The following is a 21,519-nucleotide window of genomic DNA, read 5'->3' on the forward strand; positions in this document are numbered from 1 at the left end:
AGGCAAGCACATCGACATGTGGGTCAGATCCAGCGAATAGACAATGATTAAAAAAGGGAGAGATCGACTCTCCCTTTTCTGATGCCAGGCTCAGTTATTGTTTTTTGCCACCAAAGGCAACGCTGCTGGATGAGATGCCGTTATTGTAGATACCCGCCAATGCCTCAGCACCTGCACCATAGAACTGGCCCTTGATAAGGCCGCTGGTGTTCTGGAACGAGCCATTGGAGGCAATGTTGGTGCCCGCGAAGTTAACCGTGCCCGCACCACCGGCGATAGAACCGGCCAGGGTGCCGCTGCCGCCACCGTAGTTGGCAGTCAGGGTGCCCGTCGAAACATTCGGCGCCCCCGGATCAAACTTCTTGATCCCGACAACGTCGTACTTGGCATTGACCAGCGTCGGCATGCTGGTCGTTGGGTTTTCGCCAGCGAAGAACACCGTACGGTTGGCGTGAGTCAAATTGAGATCCGTACTGTTATCCGGCTGCACACCGGTTTTACGCGGAGCCCATTCGCCGAAATACACTTCGGCACCGGAGACCTTGGCGATCACTTCACCGCCAAACTGTGGGAAGTTTGGCAGTGGGTCGGAGATCTGCCGATAGGAATAGACTTGAGTGCCATAGGCAACCGAAGACTTCCAGGTTTCCGAGATCTTGTTGCCATTCATCACAATATGCGCAGATGCCGTGCCTGGTGTTGCGATCAAGGCATTGGTCTGGGCAATAGGGCCGCTTTTGAAGCTGACAATCTTGCTGGTATCGGCAGTCCCGCCGACGGCAGTCGGCATGGCAACCCCAACTTCCCCAATGCCTTGCAAGTTAGATTGTCCGACCTGTACATAAGCGCTCGAAGAGCCACCCGTGACGGGGGCAGCAAAACTACCCGACGTCACCAATGCCAGCGCGCTAAACACAAACAGTTTTTTCATAACAACCTCCAAGTTAAAATGATAAAAACCACTGCTTTTAACTAAAAACAGCAAAAAATCAGAAACGGGCGGTCAAACCAAGTTTCATGGTGCGCCCCGGCGCCGGCATCATGACTCGAGCCAAAGGGTCGAGGTAATAACGATTGGTCAGGTTATTAATGCCAAAATCGACATCGACATTTTTATTCACGTGATAACTGGCGTAAGTATCGAAGACCCAGATCGGGTGCCAATTAAGAGGTCGATTGAACCCGTCGACATACATCACGCCATTACGAATCCAGTCTTCTTCATCCTTATTGACTGCACTGCTGTGGTAAATCATGCGCCCGCCCAACTCCAGGCTCTCATTGAACAGGCGCAGGCCGCTGTCCAGGTTCAGCGAATAGTCGGGCTGCAGGCTGCTGCGGGCAAAGGTCGTAGGGAACCCGGCCGTGACGCAGGTAGAGATCGCGTTGTTGTAATAAGGATCCAGGGTGGCGGCATAATCCTTGTCGCAGAGCTTTTGTTGCAGGCGATAACTCGCGGAGAAGTTGGTGAAGTACTTACCCGTATCGAACCGGGTTTGCAGCTCAATACCCGAATACACTTTCTTGTCATACTGAACGATATTGAAGTTGTAATCGCGATCAACATAATCGCGAATGGTGTTGTTGTAGTAGTTGATCTTGAAGTCCGCATGCCGCCACTCTTCAAAATAACTTCTCAAGTCGTGGGCATACCCCACTTCCCAGTTATACGAGTGCTCGGGGCGCATCGCATTGTTTGACACACCGGTGCCGCCAAATCCCGAAGCGGCCTGGGTATCTTCATAAATGGAGGGGAAGCGGACGAACTCGGTGTAGCGCAGGTAGACCCGTGCATGCTCCGTCAGAAAGACGGTCGCCCCCGCCATGGGTGCCCACGCACTGTCCTTGCGTTTTTTCGGCAACGCCCATTTATCGGCGGGTTCGGCACCCGACTTGGCAACACCGGTGTAACTGCGGTTAACAAGGTACCGGGCATAGTCCCCGGAAACGCCCTGGGGGTTGTTGACCGTTTCCTGAAGGTTGATCCCGCCATTGAGAAAAGGGTTCTGCGAGCGATCCAGAGTGAACCCGTTAAAGGGAATATCCACCGACTCGGTCGTATAACGAACGCCGTTGACCTTGTCTTTGTCGAGCACGAACGGAAGGTCTTCGGCCGTTAAATTGCCGTTCACAAACTCTTCATTGACGGCATCCACGAACTGCTGGTTTTCCGCATCGCTCATCACCCTTCGATACTCAAACCCCTTGCGGTCGGTAGGCGCGTTGACCTGCCAGTTGGCGTCCTGGTTTTCGCGGTGACGCTTCAACCCCTCATCAAACGAGTTGTAATCGCTGTAGCGGGCGCCCGCGCTCAAGACCAGCCAGGAGGTGGGCGACCAGTCCCCGGTGAAGGAGAAGTTGTATTGCTGGCGGTTGCCACTGCGCGGCCCCATATGCCGGTTGCCCCAAGTCGCGGTGGTCGCGGCGCGATCTTCCGAGGCGTCTTTTTGCTCGAGTTTTTCATGGCTGAAATCACTGGCCAGGGTTACCGCCAGATCATCGGTCAATTGCAGTTTGTTGCTGACATTCACCCCCCAACGGTCATGCTTCGAGAGTTGCAGGGCCTTGGCGTAGATGGTGTATCGATCGTTGATATTGGGCAGCTTCTCCGGGGCCGTCCCGCAACTGCTGGGGTTGGCGCCTGCCTGGCAGCGCACATAGTTGTCCCAGGCCACATCCTGGCCACGGACATCGGCCGCGGTTATGCCATAGACGTCGTCGCCATTCTGATGCCGCTCGCTGTCACTGCGGGTCATCCACAGACCGGTCTTGAGGTCGATCAGCGGGTTGTCCGGGTTCCAGCTGTAGTTCAGGTTGTAGGTGTCTTGCTTGACCTGGCTGTAGGGGAACTGCAACCCGATATTGTTGCCCCCCGCCTTGTCCAGGCCCACGTAGTAAGAGACCAGGTACGGCGAACTCTCCCCGTACTCCAACTCGTTGTGCATATAGGACAGCTTCAGGCTCTGCTCATCGGGCAGGTACAGGGTGCCCTTGAGCAAGGTGGTGCGCATCTCGCTGGAGGTGTTGGCCACTTCGTGTCCGGGCAGGAACAGGTTAGCCACGTAGGACTGCACGTTCGCGTCGCCGGGGGCGTCCTTGGCTCCCGCGTCGGCCTTGGCATCGGCCAGCCAGTCGCTGGTCTGGTAGCGCTGGCTACCGCCCTTGCCGCTGAAGTAGTTGCCTTTGTTGCGGTAGCTGTAGGCCGCGAACAGGTCGAAGTTGTCCTGGCGCGTAGCGGTGGCGATGCGAAACGCGTTGTCGTTGAAGTCGAAATTGCCGGAATGGGAGCCGCCGCGCGGACTGAACTCGGTGCCGCCGCCCTTGCTGAAGGTCAGGTTGCCGTCGTACCCGGCGTAGGCCCCATCGATATCCCGATAGTCGCGGCCGAAAGACTTCATTCCGCTTTCATTGGGCTTGATGGAATTGGTCGCGGTTTCGGTCTTGATCTCCAGGCCAAAGCTTTCGCCAGGCCTGACGATGTCGTCGACGTCCAGGGTCTTGATCTCTACCGAGCCGCCGATGCCGCTCTTGATCCCGGAACTCATCGACGGGCCCTTCTCCACCGCGATGCTGCCGATCATGTTCGGGTCGACATAATTGCGGTTGGCGACGCCCGCCGAGCCCATCCACACCGACGTGGCCTGCTCGGTGCCATCCACGGTCACCGGGATCCGCCCTTCGCCCTGGATGCCCCGGATATTCGGGTCCAGCGAGCCACTGTTGCGCGCATCGCCGCTGTACACGCCGTTCAAGCCCTTGAACAGATCGGACACGCTCGCGCCCTTATAGCGCTCCAGGTCATCCTTGCCGGCGTAGACGTTGGATACATCCTTGGCGAACACATTGTTCTGGCCGATCTCGTCCTTGGTCTCCCACTCGCCCTTGACCTCGATCGCCTGCAGCACCTCCAGCCCTTTCTGCGAGGTGCCCTGGTGCTTTTCTTCCTCGCCCCCCGCGGGCAGTTCGATCTCGACCGCCCCCATCTTCAGCGGCGCCTGCGGGGCGGGGCTTTCAAGCGCTTCCTGTGCCTGGGTAGATAAAGTGGCAAGCGCCAACAGAATCGAACAGGCCAGGGGCTTCAATCTGTTCAGCGACGGCGACGGGCTAAGCAAGGACATAGCGAGGACCTGTAGTTTTCATGCACTGCGAAACGATGTTTCCGGGCCCTCTCGGGCGACGCAGTGATACTACTCACCAATGCAAATGAATCTCACTTAGCTTTGTATGCACATCGAAGTAATTCCTATGCGCGATGGTGCCGCGGGAACTTTTCCCGGTTGCATAACGGCTGATTCGCCCTTGAATGGCCGCCCGCGCGAGTAAAAGCTGCGGCCAGAAGGGGATTGCCTAGGGAGGAATGGGCCGGGGCAGGAGCCGCAAAATGCAGGGGCGTGACGCAAAAGGCAGCGGCGGAGACCGATAGCCTGCTTATCAATTTCCCGCAAAAAGGCACTTGAGAAACAATATCGTTTATCATTATTTCAAGATATGTAGCCGCAAGCGAGGAAGTACCCGCATGACGATTCGCAATAACCCGATGCTGCGCGGCCTGGCCGTTTCGATGCTGGGCCTGATTCTGGGGGCATCACAGGCCATAGCCGCCGACCCGGTTTCCCTGACCCTCTACAACGGTCAGCACAAGGAGGTCGGCGACGCCATCGCCAAGGCGTTTGAAGCCAAGACCGGCATCCACGTCAATGTGCGCAAGGGCAGCAGCAATCAACTGGCCAGCCAGGTCGTCGAGGAAGGCGATCGCTCCCCGGCCGACGTGATCTACACCGAAGAGTCGCCACCGCTGAACAAGCTGGGTGAGCAAGGCCTGCTGGCCAAGACCGATGCCGCGACCCTGGAGGTCCTGCCCAAGGACTACGTCGCCACCAATGGCACCTGGATCGGCATCACCGCTCGGGTGCGCGTAGTGGCATTCAACCCGAAACTGATCGACGAAAAAGACCTGCCCAAGTCGGTGCTCGATTTCGCCCAGCCGCAATGGCAAGGCAAAGTCGGGTTCGTGCCCACCAGCGGCGCGTTCCAGGAACAAGCCGTGGCCATTATCAAGCTGCACGGGATGGACGCCGCGGAAGAATGGCTGACCGGCCTGCGCGCTTTCGGCAAGACTTACAGCAACAACATGGTTGCGCTCAAAGCGGTGGAAAACGGCGAAGTCGCCACCGTGCTGGTGAACAACTACTACTGGTTCGCCCTGCAACGCGAGAAAGGCCAACTGGATTCGAAACTGCACTACTTCACAGGCGGCGACGTCGGCGGCCTGATCACGGTCTCCAGCGCGGCGGTGCTCAAGTCAAGCAAACATCCGAAGGAAGCCCAGCAGTTCCTGGCCTACATGGCCAGCGAAGAAGGCCAGCGGGTCATCACCCAGACCACCGCCGAATACCCGCTACGCAAGGGGCTGGAGTCGGATCGCGGGCTCAAGCCATTCAGCGAGCTGCAGGCACCGAAAGTCACCCCGGCCGACCTGGGCAACGCCGAGGAAGCCCTGGAACTGGAACGTGAAGTTGGCCTGAACTGATGAGCCTGTCGCTGCCCGCCGGCACTGCCCGCGTCGGTTATGTCCCGCGGCGCAAGCGGCCGTCGATCTGGCTGCTGCTGCCGGTGCTGCTGCTGGTCGGCCTGAGCCTGTTGCCGCTGCTCTATGTCGGGCTCAAGGCCTGGCAGGCCGGCTGGGCTGAAGCCCTGCACCTGCTGTGGCGCCCCTACGTGTTCGGGCTGCTGCGCAACACCCTGCTGCTGATGGTCGGCGTTACGCTGGCCTGTGCGGTCATCGGCTTGTCGCTGGCCTGGCTGCTGGAGCGCAGTGACTTGCCAGGGCGGCGGCTATGGGGCGTGGTGCTGTGCCTGCCCTTTGCGGTGCCGGCCTTTGTCAGCAGCTTTACCTGGGTGTCCCTCAGCGCTCATTTCGAAGGGCTGGGCGGGGCGATCCTGGTGATGACGCTGTCCAAGTACCCGTTGGTGTTCCTGCCGGTGGCGGCGACCCTGCGCAATCTCGACCCTTCCCTGGAAGAGTCCGCGCGCACCCTGGGGCAAAACCGCCTGGGAGTGTTCTTCAGAATCACTTTGCCTCTGCTCTGGCCGTCACTGCTGGCCGGCTCGCTGCTGATCGCCCTGCATATGCTGGTGGAGTTCGGCGCGCTGTCGATCATCGGCCTGCAAACCTTCACCACTGCGATCTATCAACAGTTCGAGCTGGAGTTCAGCAACGCCAACGCAGCCATGCTCTCCGCCGTGCTGCTGGCGATGTGCCTGATGCTGCTGTGGCTGGAGTTGCGAGTTCGCGGCAAGGGCCGCCACGTGCGCACCGGCCAGGGTGCGGCGCGTCACGCCGAACAGGTTCGACTGGGGTACTGGGCCTGGGGCGGGCAAGTCTATTGCCTGTTGCTGGCGGTGATCGGCAGCGGCATCCCCCTGGGCATGCTTGCCTACTGGTTGGCCGTGGGCTCTTCGGCGGCCTTTCCGGTGGCGGCCATCAGCGAGGCCCTGCTCTCGTCCCTGGCCCTGTCCCTGGGCGGCGCTGCACTGTGCCTGCTGCTGGCGGTGCCAGTCGGGCTGCTGGTGGTGCGCTACAAGGGCCGCCTGGCGCTATGGGCCGAGCGCCTGCCGTATCTGCTGCATGCCTTGCCGGGCCTGGTAATCGCCCTGACGCTGGTGTTCTTCGCCCTGCACTATGTGCCGGCGCTGTATCAGACCTCGGCGTTGCTGCTGATCGCCTACGCACTGCTGTTTCTGCCGCTGGCCCAGGCCCCCATCCGCACCGCATTGAACAAGGCCGCGCCACAACTCGAAGAAGCCGCGCGCACCCTCGGCGCTTCCTCGTTCAGTGCATTCTGCCGGGTGACGCTGCCGATTATCTTTCCAGCCCTTGGCGCCGCGTTTGCCCTGGTGTTCCTGGATGCGATGAAAGAACTCACCGCCACCCTGCTGCTCAGCCCGACCGGGCTCAACACCCTGGCGACTGAAGTCTGGGCACATACGGCGAATGTCGAGTTTGCGGCGGCCGCGCCCTATGCGGCGCTGCTGATTCTGGTCTCGGGCTTGCCGGTGTATCTGCTGACCACGCGGATGTACCTGAGTCGCTGAGCGTGCGCGCAACCGCTCCTGCAGTTATCCACCCCCCTGCAGGAGTCGGTTGGCCGGACGGTCAGGCCCGGAATTGCCCCAGGCTGGCCTTGAGCTGCGCTGCCAGACTGTCGAGGACCTTGCCACTGGCCGTGGTCTCCACCACCGCCTGAGCCGCGCGTTCGGCCTGGGCATGAATGGTCTCAACCCGCCCGCGCACCGCCTGCGCACCTTGCGCCTGATGAGCCGCAGCCTTGGTCGCCAGTCCGATGGCGGCGTGCACCTGCTCCACCGAAGACTGCACTGACTGTTGCAGCCGTGCACTGTCGCGCAGCACCAACAACCCCTCGCTGGCCTGGCGTCCGGCTTGGCCGATGGCCGCCACGGCCTCGCGCGCGCCTTGCTGCAGGGCGCCGATATGGGCCTGGATATCGCCGGTGGAACTCTGGGTCTTGCTGGCCAGGGCCCTGACCTCATCGGCCACCACCGCGAAGCCGCGGCCGGTTTCGCCCGCGCGCGCTGCTTCGATGGCCGCGTTCAGCGCCAGCAGGTTGGTCTGCTCGGCGATACCGTGGATCACCGTCAGCACCACCTCGATCTGTTCACTCTGCTGGGCCAGGCGCTCGATGACCTTGGCCCCGGTATCGACCTGCCCCGCCAGCGCCTCGATCAGGCCGCCGACCTGGGCCGAAGTCCGGGTGTTCTCGTCGGTGGCCTGGCGAATCTCCACCACTTGCTGCAACGCTGCCTGCATCGCCTGGCTTTCGGCCTGGGCCTCATCGGCCATTTGCGACAGTGCCCGCAGACTCTCGGCCACTTCATCGCGCTGGGCTTCGGCCGCCGCATCGGCGCCGGCGTTGCGCAGGCTCATGGCACCGATCTCAACCCCGGTGCGCTGCGCCACATCCCCCGCCTCGCGCACGATGGGCTGCAACTTGTCGACAAACCGATTGACCGCCGAGGCCATGTCGCCGATTTCATCATTGCTGTTGAGCTGCACACGTTTGGTCAGATCCCCCTCGCCCGCCGCCAGATCATTCAGCGCGGCGATCAGCAGGTGCAGCTTGTTGACCACACGCCGCCCCAGCACCACCGCCAGCAACAACAAGACACCGCAGCCCACCAGCGCCAGGCCCAGGCCGATCCGCCAGCGCAGGGTCTGCGCCGCGTCCTGCACGGTGCTAGCAGTGTTGGCCTGCATTTGCGTGGCCGTACCCTGGGCCGATTGCAGGCGCGAGCGCATGGCCGCCGAGCTCTCTGCCGAGGCGCCTTTCACGCTGTCGCCCACCAATTGATCGCTGCTGGCAATCAGCGCCGCAAAACGCTTGTCCAGCGCCGCCACATCCGCCTCGACCGAGGCAGTGGACACACCCATCAACACCTTGCCGATTTCCACGCCATTGGGGTTGATCGACGCTTCGAGGTAGTACACCGAGGGGTCGTTCTTGGCCGCATCCAGCACTTTGTCCAGGGCTCGGTCGCCCTTGCCCTTCTCCAGCAGTGCCTTGTTGATCGGGTTTTCCCGGTTCAGGTAACGGGTCAAGTGTTCGCCCGCAGCGTCGTCGTAAACCACGAACAACACGTTGGGATTGCGTTGCGCACGCCGGGCAAATTCGGAAAGAGTCGGCACGTCGCTGTCCCACATTGCTCGCGGCGCTACCGACGCCAGCAATTGGGCCATGTCATTGGCTGAATCCTTCAGGTCTTTTTCCAGGGTGGCGCGCAATTGCGCCTGCTCTTCCTGCAGGCGCGAGGACAGGCCCGCGGTCAGGCGCTGACGGGTACTGCTGGAGAGGCTCTCCAGGCTGGATGTGACTTCACGCCCGGCCTGCTCCAGTTCCGCAGACAGCTTCTGGCTATCAACGCCCAGACGGGCGGCAAGATCAGCCTCGAGCGCAGTCACCGTGCTCCGGGTCAGGGCAACCGCCACCAGTACCTGCACCAAAAGGGCGATACCTAGGGTAACGAACACTGGCCGCAGCAAACGGCTTTGTAACAGTGAGAGAACGGCCGACACAGGAAATCCCTCTGCTTTGACGCCATAAAATTGATGGCACTCTAGAATCAGAGTTAACAGCAAGGGTCGTGCCGTTCAAGCACCAGATACGACAAAGGGCCCAATTCAGGGCCCTTTGTGATTTACATCAACGACTTATTACGCGAACGGATGACGCAGAACGATGGTTTCGTTGCGGTCCGGACCTGTCGAAATAATGTCAATCGGCGCACCGATCAGCTCTTCGACGCGTTTGATGTAAGCGCGGGCGTTGGCTGGCAGCTCTTCCAGGGTCTTGGCGCCCACGGTCGATTCAGTCCAGCCCGGCACTTCTTCGTACACAGGCTGCAGGCCTACGTAGCTGTCCGCGTCAGTCGGGGCAACGTCCTTGCCTTGCGCATCCTTGTAGCCGATGCAGATGTTGATGGTTTCCAGGCCGTCGAGTACGTCCAGCTTGGTCAGGCAGATGCCCGAGATGCTGTTCACATCGATAGCGCGACGCAGGATAACTGCATCGAACCAGCCGCAACGACGGGCACGGCCGGTGGTAGCACCGAATTCGTGACCTTGTTTGGCCAGATGCGCACCGACATCGTCGAACAACTCAGTCGGGAACGGGCCCGAACCTACACGCGTGGTGTACGCCTTGGTGATGCCGAGGATGTAGTCCAGGAACATCGGGCCAACGCCAGAACCAGTCGCAACGCCGCCAGCGGTGGTGTTGGAGCTGGTGACGTACGGGTAGGTGCCGTGGTCGATGTCCAGCAACGAGCCCTGGGCGCCTTCGAACATGATGTCTTTGCCGGCGCGACGCAGGTCGTGCAGCTCGGCAGTCACGTCCAGCATCAGCGGCTTGAGCAGCTCAGCGTATTCCTTGCACTCGGCCAGGGTCTTTTCAAACTCGATGGCCGGCTCTTTGTAGTAACCCACCAGCATGAAGTTGTGGTAATCCACCAGTTCACGCAGCTTGTCTTCAAAGCGCGGCATGTTGAGCAGGTCGCCCACACGCAGGCCACGACGTGCAACCTTGTCTTCGTAGGCCGGGCCGATGCCGCGACCAGTCGTACCGATCTTCAGCTCGCCACGGGCCTTTTCACGGGCCTGGTCCAGCGCAACGTGGAAGGACAGGATCAGAGGGCAGGAAGGGCTTATACGCAGGCGCTCGCGCACTGGCACGCCTTTCTCTTCCAGCTTGGTGATCTCGCGCAGCAGGGCGTCAGGTGCAACCACCACGCCGTTGCCGATCAGGCACTGCACGCCTTCGCGCAGTACACCCGACGGGATCAGGTGCAAGACGGTTTTTTCGCCATCGATCACCAGGGTGTGACCCGCGTTGTGGCCACCTTGGTAGCGCACTACGGCGGCAGCATGTTCGGTCAGCAGATCAACGATCTTGCCTTTGCCCTCATCACCCCACTGGGTGCCCAGGACTACGACATTCTTACCCATAACACTTGTCCTCATTCGCGCAAACTTGGTGCCGGCAGCCGCCGGCGGGAAAACTCAAGAAGACAGCGGCAGTAACTGCCAAAGCCCATTCTGCTGAATCAATTGTCGGTCGCAATCCGCTTCACGGGCGGCGGCCAAAGGTTGCCCAGGCAACGCCTGGACGACACGCTGACCCTCACCGCGCAACTGACAGACTTGCTGCCAGAGTGCCGCATCAGTGCTGTCAGGCATCCAGATACCGCCAGACGGTAGCTCGACTTCAGCACGCCCCAGGGTCACCAGGGTTTTCAAATCGGTGGAAAAACCGGTCGCCGGCCGCGCACGGCCAAAATCGGCGCCAATATCGTCATAACGCCCGCCCTGTGCGATGGATTGACCCACGCCAGGAACAAACACCGCGAACACCACACCGGTGTGGTAGTGGTAACCACGCAGTTCACCCAGGTCGAAATACAGCGGCAACTCCGGGAAACGCACCGATAAACGCTCGGCGATCGCCAGCAAATCATCCAGTGCCGCCAGTACCGGCGCCGGCGCATGGGCCAGGCGGTCACGGGCGGCAGTCAATACCTCACGGCCGCCACACAAGTCGACCAGGGCACGCAGCATGCCCGACAGGTCGGCAGGCAGGCCTTCGGTCAAGGTAATGACCTCGTCGATCGCCTTGCGTTGCAGGGCATCGAACAGCTGTTGCTCGACTTCACCGGACAAGCCGGCAGCACGGGCCAGGCCGCGGTAGATACCGACGTGACCCAGGTCCATGTGGACATCCGGTACATCAGCCAGTTGCAGCATCGCCAGCATCAGGCTGATGACTTCGACGTCGCTGCTCGGGCTGGCATCGCCATACAACTCGGCGCCCAACTGGATCGGGCTGCGCGAAGACGACAGGGCTCGCGGCTGGGCATGCAGCACGCTGCCGGCGTAGCACAGGCGGCTCGGACCTTCGCGACGCAAGGTGTGCGCATCGATGCGCGCCACTTGCGGCGTGATGTCGGCCCGAAAGCCCATCTGCCGACCCGATTGCGGGTCGATGACCTTGAAGGTGCGCAGATCCAGATCCTGGCCAGCACCTGTCAGCAGGGATTCCAGGTATTCGATATGCGGGGTCACGACGAACTCGTAACCCCAGCTCTGGAACAGATCCAACACCTGACGACGCGCTACTTCGATGCGCGCCGCTTCCGGCGGCAATACTTCTTCGATGCCATCTGGCAGCAGCCAGCGGTCTACCGTTGCCATTACGCCTTTCCCCTATGATCCGGGCGGCAAGCCTTCGGCCAGCCTTGAGTGAAGCAGAAAGCGATCGCATCCGACGCGAACTCAGCCGGACAGGCAGCCAGGAATCAGCTGTACAGACCACTTTCCTCGAAAAATCTTGTCGAGCTCTTGAACGAATCGACCAATCAAACGTGCAGACGCAAAAAAGCCGGGAATTTCCCGGCTGCCGCATGATACACACGTTTTCCCAAAGGATCACCCCGCCAAGTGCGTTAGCCGCCCGGCGGGGTGATCTGGGTCAGTGTGAGATCAAGGCTTGGCTTTTTCCAGGTAACGGAAGAAGTCACTGCCCGGATCCAGAACCATCACGTCACTTTTGTTCGCGAAGCTTTCACGGTAGGCACGCAGGCTGCGATAGAACGCGTAGAACTCCTGGTCCTGGCCGTAGGCCTTGGCGTAGATCGCCGCTGCCTGGGCATCACCATCACCGCGCGCCTCTTCAGACTCGCGATAGGCTTCTGCCAGCAGCACACGGCGCTGGCGATCGGCGTCGGCACGGATGCCTTCGGCCAGCTCGTTACCCTTGGCGCGGTGCTCGCGAGCTTCACGCTCACGCTCGGTGCTCATACGCTCGAACACGCTGCGGTTCACTTCCTTGGGCAGGTCGATGGCCTTGACCCGTACGTCGACAACTTCGATGCCCAGTTCTTTCTCGGCCATCTTGTTCAACGAAGCGGTGATGTCAGCCATCAAGGCGTCGCGCTCACCGGAAACCACTTCATGCAAGGTGCGCTTGCCGAACTGGTCACGCAGGCCCGACTCCAGACGACGAGACAGACGCTCGTCGGCAATCTGCTTGAGACCGGAAGTCGCGGTGTAGAAACGCTCGGCGTCCTTGACCCGCCACTTGGCGAAGGCGTCGACCATGACCGCTTTCTTTTCCAGGGTCAGGAAGCGCTGCGTCGGTGCATCCAGGGTCATCAGACGCGCATCAAATTTACGCACCTGGTTGACGTAGGGCACTTTCACATGCAGGCCAGGCTGGACATCGGCCTGAACCACGCGACCGAACTGCAGCAACACCGCGCGCTCGGTCTGAGCCACGATGTAGAAGCTGTTCCAGGCAACTACCGCCACGACAACACCCACAATCAGGGCGATCAGCGATTTATTGCTCATCAGCGACTCTCCCTAGAACGCGTCTGCTGTTGTTGCAAGTCAGCCGCCGCACGTGCATTCACTTCATTGCCAGCCGCAGACGCCGCACCCGTTGCCGGAGCGTTGTTGCTACGACCGCTGTCGATCATCTTGTCCAGCGGCAGGTAAAGCAGGTTGTTCTGCCCCCCCTTGCCACCGGTCACCAGCACTTTGCTGGTGTTACTGAAGACTTCCTGCATGGTGTCCAGGTACAGACGCTCACGCGTGACTTCAGGAGCCTTGCGGTATTCGGCGACCAGCTTGGTGAAGCGATCAGCCTCACCCTTGGCGCGGGAAACCACTTCATCGCGGTAACCGTTGGCATCCTCGAGGATACGCTGGGCCTGACCACGGGCTTCCGGCACCACGCCATTGGCGTAGGTTTCAGCCTGGTTGCGCGAACGCTGCTCATCTTCACGAGCACGGATCACGTCATCGAAGGCTTCCTGCACTTCACGCGGTGCCGCTGCGCTCTGTACGTTGACCTGAGTGACAGTGATACCGGTGCGATAGGTATCGAGGAAGCGTTGCAGACGCTCCTTGATCTCGCTGGCCATCAATTCACGACCTTCGGTCAGCACCTGGTCCATCGCGGTGGAACCCACAACGTGGCGCAGGGCACTGTCGGTCGCGTGCTGCAGGCTGATTTCCGGCTGATCGACGTTCAGCACGAAGTCCTGCAGGTTGCTGATCTTGTACTGCACGGTCAGCGGCACTTCGACGATGTTTTCGTCTTCAGTCAGCATCTGGCCCTGCTTGGTATAGGCACGCTCGCGCGTGACGTTCTCCATGTACTTGCGATCGATCGGCGGGAAGTAGATGTTCAGGCCCGGGCCGACGGTTTCGTAGTACTTGCCGAAGCGCAGCACCACGGCTTGCTCCTGCTCATCCACCACGTAAACCGCGCTGTACAGCCAAACGGCCGCCAGTACGACAAGGCCGATACCGAGCAAGCCGAAACCACCGCCTTTACCCGATCTGCCGCCCTCGTCACCACCACGTTTCTTACCACCACCGAACAACCCATTCAGGCTTTCCTGCAGCTTTCGGAAGGCCTCGTCGAGATCCGGTGGCCCCTTGCGGTCGCCGTTATTGCGGCGCTTACCACCCCAAGGATCCTGATTATTCGAGTTGCCACCCGGCTCATTCCAAGCCATAGCGCTCTCCATCTGATAAAGCAAAGACGCACCCACGGCGCGCCGACCAATGCTACAGAATGCCTGTCACAGCGGCACAACCGCTTTCCCAGGCTTTTATTGCAAAGTGTGTTGCTCGATGAACTCCATCGGCACAACGCCTTCACGGCTGACCAGCCGATTCAGCTCCGAGCGTGGCAATCGAACGGCCAGCAAGCTGACACCTTCTTCGTCGTGTTCTTCTTTCTGTACCGCGCCCAGTTCGAAGAACTGAGCACGCAACCGAGCAAAACGTTGAGGCAAGCGCAAGGTGCCGACGAACAAATCGCTGCCCAACAACTCGGCAATGGCTTGCTCAAGCAATTCCAGGCCACTGCCATCACGCGCCGAAAGCCATACCCGCTGGGGCTTGCCGTTTTCGTCGCGCTGGATCTGTGGCTCAACGCCTTCAAGCAAATCGAGTTTGTTATAGACCTCGAGGATCGGCAAGTCCTGGGCACCAATCTCGCCCAGCACCACCATGACCTGTTCAATCTGCAACATGCGATCCGGCTCGGCCGCGTCAATCACGTGCAACAGCAGGTCGGAGTTGCTCGACTCTTCGAGCGTAGACCGAAATGCCTCGACCAGCTTATGGGGCAAGTGACGAATGAAACCCACGGTATCGGCCAGGACAATCGGCCCCAGGTCGTCCAGATCCAGACGGCGCAAGGTCGGGTCGAGCGTGGCAAACAGTTGGTCGGCCGCGTACACGTCCGATTTCGTCACGTTGTTGAAGAGTGTTGATTTACCGGCGTTGGTATAGCCCACCAGGGAAACGGTAGGAATATCCGCACGCATCCGACCACGCCGCGATTGCTCACGCTGGCTGCGCACCTTCTCCAGTCGACCCTTGATCTGTCGCAGGCGAACCCGCAGCAGGCGTCGGTCGGTTTCCAACTGGGTCTCACCCGGACCACGCATGCCGATACCGCCGCCCTGGCGCTCAAGGTGAGTCCAGCCACGAACCAGACGGGTGCTCATGTGGTCAAGCTGGGCCAGTTCAACCTGGAGCTTGCCTTCATGGGTACGGGCGCGTTGGGCGAAAATATCGAGAATCAGACCCGTGCGATCGATCACGCGACACTCGAATACACGTTCGAGGTTACGTTCCTGACTGGGCGTGAGGATGTGATTGAAAATCACCAGATCGGCCTTTTCGGCATGGACCAGGTCGCGTAATTCCTCGACCTTGCCACTGCCAATCAGGAATTTAGCGGTTGGCCGATGACGCGGCACGTTAAAAAACGCGACGGTCTCGGCGCCGGCCGAATTTGCCAACTCCTGAAACTCCTGCGGATCTTCGCGCGCCTCAGGGTCCTGTCCATCCAAGTGAACGAGGATCACTCGCTCACCACCACCGTGGCGCTCAAAGAACAAAGGAGACTCCTATCAGGCGTTACCTGGCTCAGCGTCGCCCTGTTCGGATTCGGATGCGCTAGGCAGGCGAATTGGACGAACTGGCACCACTGTCGAGATAGCGTGTTTGTAAACCATTTGGCTGACGGTGTTTTTCAGCAGGATGACGAACTGGTCGAAGGACTCGATCGTACCTTGCAGCTTGATCCCGTTAACCAGATAGATGGAAACCCCAACTTTCTCTTTACGTAAAGTATTCAAGTAAGGGTCTTGTAGCGAATGCCCTTTTGACATGTGCCGCACTCCTTTAAGGATCAATAATAAAAAATTAGAAAACAGATGGCTTATGCCGCCACACCCCCAAGGATAGACGGCAATTGCAAGGACTCAGCTCAATATGGAGACCGTTCCCAAGTATTTCAAGGCGCGTGGCAGATTGTCGCAATCCAGACTGTCCAGCCAGTGTAAATCAGCCCAACTGCGTAACCAGGTGAACTGGCGCTTCGCCAATTGGCGCGTGGCAATGATGCCCCGCTCCTGCATCTCGGCTGACGTCAGCTTGCCATCCAGATGATCCCAGACTTGGCGATAGCCCACCGCACGTATAGACGGCAACCCGGCATGCAGGTCACTTCTTGAACGCAGAGCTACGACCTCGTCGATGAATCCCTGTTCCAACATTTGTGTGAATCTTTGTGCAATCCGCTGATGCAGTACCTGGCGATTCGCCGGAGCGATGGCCAAGTTCGCAACAGTATAGGGCAATTGTCCCTGTCCCGAAGCGGCTGCTTCAGTACTTTGCGCAGATTGTCGCTGGCGGTGAGTGGTCATGCTCAGGCCACTGACCCGATAGACTTCCAGCGCCCGCGTCAGGCGTTGAGGGTCATTGGGGTGAATTCTTGCCGCCGACTCCGGATCAATTGCCGCCAACTGATCGTGCAGGGCCTGCCAGCCAAGGCGTGCGGCCTCTTCCTCAAGCTCGGCACGGACCTGCGGATCAGCCGCGGGCATATCCGCCAACCCTTCGACCAACGCTTTGTAATAAAGCATGGTGCCGCCCACCAGCAGCGGAATGTTGCCGCGCGCGGTGATCTCGGCCATGGCCGCCAGGGCGTCTTTACGAAAATCGGCGGCGGAATAACTCTCGGCCGGGTCGAGAATATCGATCAAACGGTGTGGAAACTCGTCCAGCAGTTTCCGGGAAGGCTTTGCCGTACCGATGTCCATGCCACGATAGACCAGCGCCGAATCGACACTGATCAGCTCGCAAGGCAGGACTTTGGTGAGTTCGATGGCCAGGTCGGTCTTGCCAGCAGCAGTCGGGCCCATCAGGAAGATCGCTGGAGGAAGCTGGCTCATCAACGACCGCGCAAGAATAGTTTGTCCAGATCGTCCAGGCCCAATTGGGTCCAGGTCGGTCGGCCATGGTTGCATTGGCCGCTGCGCTCGGTGTTTTCCATGTCGCGCAGCAAACCGTTCATTTCCGGCAGGGCCAGGCGCCGATTGGCGCGGATCGCGCCGTGGCAGGCCATGGTGCCGAGCAATTCGTTGAGGTGGGCCTGGATCCGGTCGCTGGTCCCGTACTCCATCAGGTCGGCGAGTACGTCGTGTACCAGGCGATTGGCTTCAGCCTGCTTCAACAGCGCCGGAATCTGCCGGATCGCCAACGACTCGGGCCCCAGGCGCTGCAGCTCGAAGCCCAGGCGCTGGAACCAACTGACGTGCTCTTCGGCGCAGTCGGCTTCGCGCTGGCTGACGGCGATCGACTCCGGCACCAGCAGCGGCTGGCCACTCAAGCCCTCGCTGGCCATGGCCACCTTCAGGCGTTCGTACATGATCCGCTCGTGGGCCGCGTGCATATCCACCAGCACCAGGCCCTGGGCGTTTTCCGCGAGGATGTAGATCCCCTTGAGCTGCGCCAAGGCATAACCCAGGGGCGGAATATCCCCTTGCCCTTCGGGCAGCGAAACGCCGCCGGCGTCGGGTAAGGGCGCGTAAAACTCGCGATAGGCACTCTGCGCCTCTGCCGCCGGCAGGACCGCCTGTGGACGCGGCGTGTACTGATACTGATAACCGGCCCCCGCCCCAGTGCCCGGCGCACTCAAGCCCGGCTGGGTTTGCGGTTGCTCCAGCGCCATATGGGCCGCCAGGCGCATTTCACCCTGGGGGCCGAATTCACCGGCGTCGATGCCTGTTGGCCGGACCATGCCCGCGACTGCGGCCGGCGCAGCCAGGTGGTCTTCGGGGCGCACATCGCCCAGGGCGCGGTGCAGGGTGCCATAGAGAAAGTCGTGAACCATGCGCCCGTCACGGAAGCGCACTTCGTGTTTGGTCGGGTGCACATTGACGTCGACCACCGACGGGTCAACCTCGAAAAACAGCACAAAGGTCGGATGCCGGCCATTGAACAGCACGTCGCGGTAAGCCTGGCGCACCGCGTGGGCCACCAGTTTGTCGCGCACCGCGCGGCCATTCACATAGAAGTACTGCAGGTCCGCCTGGCTACGGGAGAAGGTAGGCAAACCGACCCAGCCCCACAGGTGCAGGCCATTGCGCTCGACCTCGATCGGCAATGCCTGCTCGAGGAAGCCCGCGCCGCAGACCGCCGCCACGCGCCGGGCACGGGCCGCGTCATCATTGGCTTCGTGCAGGCTGAGGATGCTTTTGCCGTTGTGTCGCAGGTGGAAGGCCACATCGAAACGGGCCAGCGCCAAGCGCTTGATCACTTCCTGCAGATGATCGAATTCGGTTTTTTCAGCCTTGAGAAACTTGCGCCGCGCCGGGGTATTGAAGAACAGGTCGCGGACTTCAACCGAGGTCCCGGCCGGGTGTGCTGCGGGCTGGACCCGAGGCGCCATGTCCCGGCCTTCGGTTTCCACCTGCCAGGCCTGCTCGGCGTCGCGGGTGCGCGAGGTCAGGGTCAGGCGTGCCACGGAGCTGATGGACGCCAGGGCCTCGCCACGAAACCCCAGGCTCATCACCCGCTCTAGGTCTTCGAGATCGCGGATTTTACTGGTGGCGTGTCGCGCCAACGCCAGCGGCAGATCATCAGCGGAAATCCCGCGACCATCGTCACGCACTCGCAGCAGCTTGACGCCGGCCTGCTCCACATCCACGTCGATGCGCTTGGCACCCGAGTCGAGACTGTTTTCCAGCAGCTCCTTGATCACCGAAGCCGGACGCTCGACCACCTCACCTGCGGCAATCTGGTTCGCCAGGCGCGGGCTGAGCAGCTCGATGCGCGCGTTGTTCAGGACCGTATCACTCATTGCTTGGACGCCAGTTCAGTGCCTGGGATGGTCAGGGTCTGCCCGACCTTGAGTTCATCAGTCTTCAGGTTATTGGCCGTGCGCAGGGTGGCCGCCGACACTTGGTAACGCACCGCGAGCATGGCCAGGGTTTCCCCCGGGCTGACCCGGTGATCACGCGGGCCCTGGGCGATTTTCCCGGAGTCGCGCAACCAAGCAATGTAGGTGCCCGGCGGCGGATTCTGTTGGAAGAACTGACGAATACCGCTGCTGATGGAACGCGCCAGGGCCTGCTGGTGACTGGCGGCGGCCAGCTTGGAGGCCTCGTTGGCGTTGGAGATAAAGCCGGTTTCCACCAGGATCGACGGAATATCCGGCGACTTCAGCACCATGAACCCGGCCTGTTCCACCCGCTGCTTGTGCAACGGCGTGACCCGGCCGATGTTGCTCAGGACCTTCTGCCCGACATTCAGGCTGGAAGTGAGCGAGGCGGTCATCGACAGGTCGAGCAATACCCCGGCGAGCATGCGGTCCTTGTCGTCCAGGCTGACGTTGCCGGCCCCGCCGATCAAGTCGGAACGGTTTTCACTGTCCGCCAGCCAACGGGCTGTTTCCGAAGTGGCGCCACGGTCCGACAGGGCAAACACCGAGGCCCCGAAGGCGGCGGCCGACGGCGCGGCATCGGCGTGGATCGACACGAACAGATCGGCGCCCTTCTTGCGGGCGATTTCGGTACGGCCACGCAACGGAATGAAGTAATCGCCGGTACGGGTCAGCTCGGCGCGAAAGCCTTTCAGGCCATTGACCTGACGCTGCAACTCGCGGGCGATGGCCAGTACCACGTCTTTTTCATGCTGGCCGCGGGAGCCGGAGGCGCCCGGGTCTTCACCGCCATGACCGGCATCGATCACCACAATGATGTCGCGCTTGCCGGCAGGCGCCGGTGGCAGCTTGATCGCCGGCTCGACCGGAGTGACCGGCACCGCCGGGACCGTGGCGACACTGGGCGCAGGGGTGGGCGGCGGAGCAGCGTCAGCTGGGTTGTCGAACAGGTCGACCACCAGGCGGTTACCGTATTGCGCGTTCGGCGCCAGGGTGAAGCTCTTGGGGGTGACGGCTTTTTTCAGGTCGATGACCACCCGCAGATCGGTCGGCGTGCGCTGCGCGGAGCGCATGGCCGTGATGGGGGTGTTGGCCGTGGCAATGTTCAGCGGACCGCCGAGGGTCGCGCCATTGATATCGATCACCAGCCGGTCGGGGGCGCTCAGGGTAAACACGCTGTGCTGAACCGGGCCGGACAGATCGAACACCAAACGAGTGTTATCCGGTGCTCGCCACAGGCGCACGCTGCGCACCTGTGTCGCGGCTACAGCCTCGACGGCCAATGCCGTAAGCAACAGTCCTACGACAGCAACCAACGCGCGAATGCGCATACCTAACCCCATAATTTATTTGAATTCCAACGCCAAAGCGGCACACCAGGACTCGCCACGCGAGCCTTGCGACAACAAATGCAGAGAACGCCCGTTGTTATGCGGGGTAATGGTAATGGTCAGGTCCGGCTTTGGCAAAAAGCCTGCACCACGTTGGGGCCACTCAAGCAGGCACAAGGCATCGCCGTCGAAGTAATCGCGAATACCGAGAAACTCCAGCTCTTCCGGATCGACCAGGCGATACAGGTCAAAGTGAAACGCTCGAATCTCACCGATCTCATAGGGCTCGACCAGGGTAAAGGTCGGGCTCTTGACCGCCCCCACATGCCCCAAACCACGAATGATGCCCCGTGACAGGGTGGTTTTACCCGCCCCCAGGTCGCCCTCCAGGAAGATCACGCCAACCCCTCGGGTGACCTGAGCGATTCGCGCACCCAATTCGACCATGGCCTGCTCATCGGCCAGATAAAGGGTTAGTTCAGACACGGTGCTTGCTCCTCCAACAACTGACGAATGGCCGGTATCAGATCACTGGCCGCCAGCCCCCGGCCCAACTTGCCTTGCTGCTCACCCGCCGTCGCATGCAACCAGACGGCCAGGCAAGCGCCATCAAATGCGCTCATGCCCTGGGCCAACAAGGCGCCGATCACGCCCGCCAGCACATCGCCCAACCCGGCGCTGGCCATGGCCGGATGGCCTTGATCACAACGTGCCAATTGGCCATCGGGGCTGGCGATCAGGGTACCCGCCCCCTTGAGGACGGCCACCACTGCATACTTTTTACTCAAGGCCCGCGCCGCCGCCGGACGGTCGGCCTGCACGTCGGCCGTCGACAACCCGAGCAAACGCGCCGCTTCTCCCGGATGCGGGGTAATGACGCTGCCCTCGGGCAAGCTCAGCCCGCCCTTGGACAACAGATTCAGCGCATCGGCATCCCAGACCTGTGGTTGCGAGGCATTTGCCGCCGCCGACAACAGGCTGTGCCCCCATGCTGCCTGGCCCAGGCCGGGGCCGACCACCAGCACCGATGCCTGGGCGAGCAGCCCCATCAGTTGATTGGCCGAATGCACGCCCTGGGTCATCACCTCCGGCAAACGAGCCAGGGCGGCCGGCACGTGCTCGCTGCGCGTCGCCAGGGACACCAGGCCAGCGCCGCTGCGCAGGGCACTTTGCGCGCTCAGCAACACCGCGCCGCCAAAGCCGCGATCGCCGCCAATCAGCAGGACATGGCCAAACTGGCCCTTATGGGCGTCCGGCGAACGGGCAGCCAGCCTCGGCAAATGGCCGGGCATCAGTAACTGCGCGTCGGGTAAATCGTGTTTTGTCTGCGGCATGCGTCTTCAGGCTCCGATGTCTGGCAGAATTAT

The 21,519-nt window shown here is 61.0% G+C and carries 16 protein-coding genes and 1 pseudogene; 2 read left to right on the plus strand and 15 right to left on the minus strand.

All coding sequences use genetic code 11. The annotated features are described in order from the left end of the window. Positions 1-94: 94 nt before the first annotated feature. Together AC19YX_RS10385 and AC19YX_RS10390 are read right to left on the minus strand one after the other, a co-directional pair. Positions 95-931, minus strand: a complete 837-nt coding sequence (locus tag AC19YX_RS10385; protein WP_500606201.1) for a Slam-dependent surface lipoprotein — start codon at positions 929-931, stop codon at positions 95-97. A gap of 58 nt (positions 932-989) precedes the next feature. After that, positions 990-4,118 carry a TonB-dependent receptor domain-containing protein gene (locus AC19YX_RS10390; RefSeq protein WP_500606202.1) on the minus strand — a complete coding sequence of 1,043 codons (3,129 nt, stop codon included), beginning with the start codon at positions 4,116-4,118 and terminating at the stop codon, positions 990-992. A gap of 398 nt (positions 4,119-4,516) precedes the next feature. On the opposite strand from AC19YX_RS10390, the gene AC19YX_RS10395 reads away from it, so the two are divergent. Together AC19YX_RS10395 and AC19YX_RS10400 are read left to right on the plus strand one after the other, a co-directional pair. Then, the gene (locus AC19YX_RS10395; protein ID WP_500606203.1) at positions 4,517-5,530 is read left to right on the plus strand and encodes an extracellular solute-binding protein; all 1,014 of its coding nucleotides are present in this window, start codon (positions 4,517-4,519) and stop codon (positions 5,528-5,530) included. Beyond that, positions 5,530-7,095, plus strand: coding sequence for an ABC transporter permease (locus tag AC19YX_RS10400; RefSeq protein ID WP_078469555.1), 1,566 nt, complete (start codon positions 5,530-5,532; stop codon positions 7,093-7,095). The genes AC19YX_RS10395 and AC19YX_RS10400 overlap by 1 nt, the downstream gene beginning before the upstream one ends. 61 nt (positions 7,096-7,156) lie before the next feature. Here AC19YX_RS10400 and AC19YX_RS10405 read toward each other — a convergent pair whose 3' ends face one another. From AC19YX_RS10405 to AC19YX_RS10465, 13 genes and pseudogenes are all read right to left on the minus strand, one after another. Next, on the minus strand, positions 7,157-8,041 hold the full coding sequence (locus AC19YX_RS10405; protein ID WP_371106546.1) for a methyl-accepting chemotaxis protein: 885 nt from the start codon (positions 8,039-8,041) through the stop codon (positions 7,157-7,159). Positions 8,042-8,062: 21 nt separating this feature from the next. Continuing rightward, positions 8,063-8,755 (minus strand): annotated as a pseudogene (locus AC19YX_RS10410) (methyl-accepting chemotaxis protein); the annotation flags it as partial. 474 nt (positions 8,756-9,229) lie between these two features. Continuing rightward, positions 9,230-10,519, minus strand: coding sequence for an adenylosuccinate synthase (locus AC19YX_RS10415; protein WP_078469554.1), 1,290 nt, complete (start codon positions 10,517-10,519; stop codon positions 9,230-9,232). Between the two features lie 54 nt (positions 10,520-10,573). Continuing rightward, entirely contained in the window at positions 10,574-11,761 is a 1,188-nt protein-coding gene (locus AC19YX_RS10420) for an ATP phosphoribosyltransferase regulatory subunit (RefSeq protein ID WP_500606204.1), read from the minus strand. Positions 11,762-12,049: 288 nt separating this feature from the next. Beyond that, positions 12,050-12,919 carry a protease modulator HflC gene (gene hflC, locus AC19YX_RS10425; RefSeq protein ID WP_020299435.1) on the minus strand — a complete coding sequence of 290 codons (870 nt, stop codon included), beginning with the start codon at positions 12,917-12,919 and terminating at the stop codon, positions 12,050-12,052. Further along, positions 12,919-14,094: an FtsH protease activity modulator HflK gene (hflK, locus tag AC19YX_RS10430; protein ID WP_078469552.1), complete on the minus strand. Its 1,176-nt coding sequence runs from the start codon at positions 14,092-14,094 to the stop codon at positions 12,919-12,921. Before hflK ends, hflC begins: the two co-directional genes overlap by 1 nt. 96 nt (positions 14,095-14,190) lie before the next feature. Then, on the minus strand, positions 14,191-15,492 hold the full coding sequence (hflX, locus tag AC19YX_RS10435; protein WP_020299437.1) for a ribosome rescue GTPase HflX: 1,302 nt from the start codon (positions 15,490-15,492) through the stop codon (positions 14,191-14,193). 12 nt (positions 15,493-15,504) lie between these two features. Beyond that, positions 15,505-15,765 (minus strand): RNA chaperone Hfq, encoded by a 261-nt coding sequence (hfq, locus tag AC19YX_RS10440; RefSeq protein WP_007921378.1) that lies wholly within the window; start codon positions 15,763-15,765, stop codon positions 15,505-15,507. Between the two features lie 93 nt (positions 15,766-15,858). Then, positions 15,859-16,830: a tRNA (adenosine(37)-N6)-dimethylallyltransferase MiaA gene (gene miaA, locus AC19YX_RS10445; RefSeq protein WP_500606205.1), complete on the minus strand. Its 972-nt coding sequence runs from the start codon at positions 16,828-16,830 to the stop codon at positions 15,859-15,861. Continuing rightward, positions 16,830-18,740 (minus strand): DNA mismatch repair endonuclease MutL, encoded by a 1,911-nt coding sequence (gene mutL / locus AC19YX_RS10450; RefSeq protein WP_078469550.1) that lies wholly within the window; start codon positions 18,738-18,740, stop codon positions 16,830-16,832. The genes miaA and mutL overlap by 1 nt, the downstream gene beginning before the upstream one ends. Beyond that, the gene (locus tag AC19YX_RS10455; protein WP_201129193.1) at positions 18,737-20,164 is read right to left on the minus strand and encodes an N-acetylmuramoyl-L-alanine amidase; all 1,428 of its coding nucleotides are present in this window, start codon (positions 20,162-20,164) and stop codon (positions 18,737-18,739) included. Before AC19YX_RS10455 ends, mutL begins: the two co-directional genes overlap by 4 nt. Before the next feature lie 3 nt (positions 20,165-20,167). Then, positions 20,168-20,638, minus strand: coding sequence for a tRNA (adenosine(37)-N6)-threonylcarbamoyltransferase complex ATPase subunit type 1 TsaE (gene tsaE, locus AC19YX_RS10460; protein ID WP_020299441.1), 471 nt, complete (start codon positions 20,636-20,638; stop codon positions 20,168-20,170). Beyond that, positions 20,626-21,486 (minus strand): NAD(P)H-hydrate dehydratase, encoded by an 861-nt coding sequence (locus AC19YX_RS10465; RefSeq protein WP_421548873.1) that lies wholly within the window; start codon positions 21,484-21,486, stop codon positions 20,626-20,628. Before AC19YX_RS10465 ends, tsaE begins: the two co-directional genes overlap by 13 nt. Positions 21,487-21,519 lie beyond the last annotated feature (33 nt).

It is taken from the genome of Pseudomonas sp. MF09150 (genome assembly GCF_059862355.1).

Bases quoted from the DNA above. Each gene is read 5' to 3' on its own strand.
- AC19YX_RS10395 (WP_500606203.1), top strand. From the start codon at position 4,517: ATGACGATTCGCAATAACCCGATGCTGCGCGGCCTGGCCGTTTCGATG.
- hflC (WP_020299435.1), bottom strand. From the start codon at position 12,919: ATGAGCAATAAATCGCTGATCGCCCTGATTGTGGGTGTTGTCGTGGCG.
- hfq (WP_007921378.1), bottom strand. From the start codon at position 15,765: ATGTCAAAAGGGCATTCGCTACAAGACCCTTACTTGAATACTTTACGT.
- AC19YX_RS10420 (WP_500606204.1), bottom strand. From the start codon at position 11,761: ATGGCAACGGTAGACCGCTGGCTGCTGCCAGATGGCATCGAAGAAGTA.
- AC19YX_RS10385 (WP_500606201.1), bottom strand. From the start codon at position 931: ATGAAAAAACTGTTTGTGTTTAGCGCGCTGGCATTGGTGACGTCGGGT.
- hflK (WP_078469552.1), bottom strand. From the start codon at position 14,094: ATGGCTTGGAATGAGCCGGGTGGCAACTCGAATAATCAGGATCCTTGG.
- AC19YX_RS10390 (WP_500606202.1), bottom strand. From the start codon at position 4,118: ATGTCCTTGCTTAGCCCGTCGCCGTCGCTGAACAGATTGAAGCCCCTG.
- miaA (WP_500606205.1), bottom strand. From the start codon at position 16,830: ATGAGCCAGCTTCCTCCAGCGATCTTCCTGATGGGCCCGACTGCTGCT.
- AC19YX_RS10400 (WP_078469555.1), top strand. From the start codon at position 5,530: ATGAGCCTGTCGCTGCCCGCCGGCACTGCCCGCGTCGGTTATGTCCCG.
- mutL (WP_078469550.1), bottom strand. From the start codon at position 18,740: ATGAGTGATACGGTCCTGAACAACGCGCGCATCGAGCTGCTCAGCCCG.
- AC19YX_RS10465 (WP_421548873.1), bottom strand. From the start codon at position 21,486: ATGCCGCAGACAAAACACGATTTACCCGACGCGCAGTTACTGATGCCC.
- AC19YX_RS10405 (WP_371106546.1), bottom strand. From the start codon at position 8,041: ATGGCCTCGGCGGTCAATCGGTTTGTCGACAAGTTGCAGCCCATCGTG.
- AC19YX_RS10415 (WP_078469554.1), bottom strand. From the start codon at position 10,519: ATGGGTAAGAATGTCGTAGTCCTGGGCACCCAGTGGGGTGATGAGGGC.
- AC19YX_RS10455 (WP_201129193.1), bottom strand. From the start codon at position 20,164: ATGGGGTTAGGTATGCGCATTCGCGCGTTGGTTGCTGTCGTAGGACTG.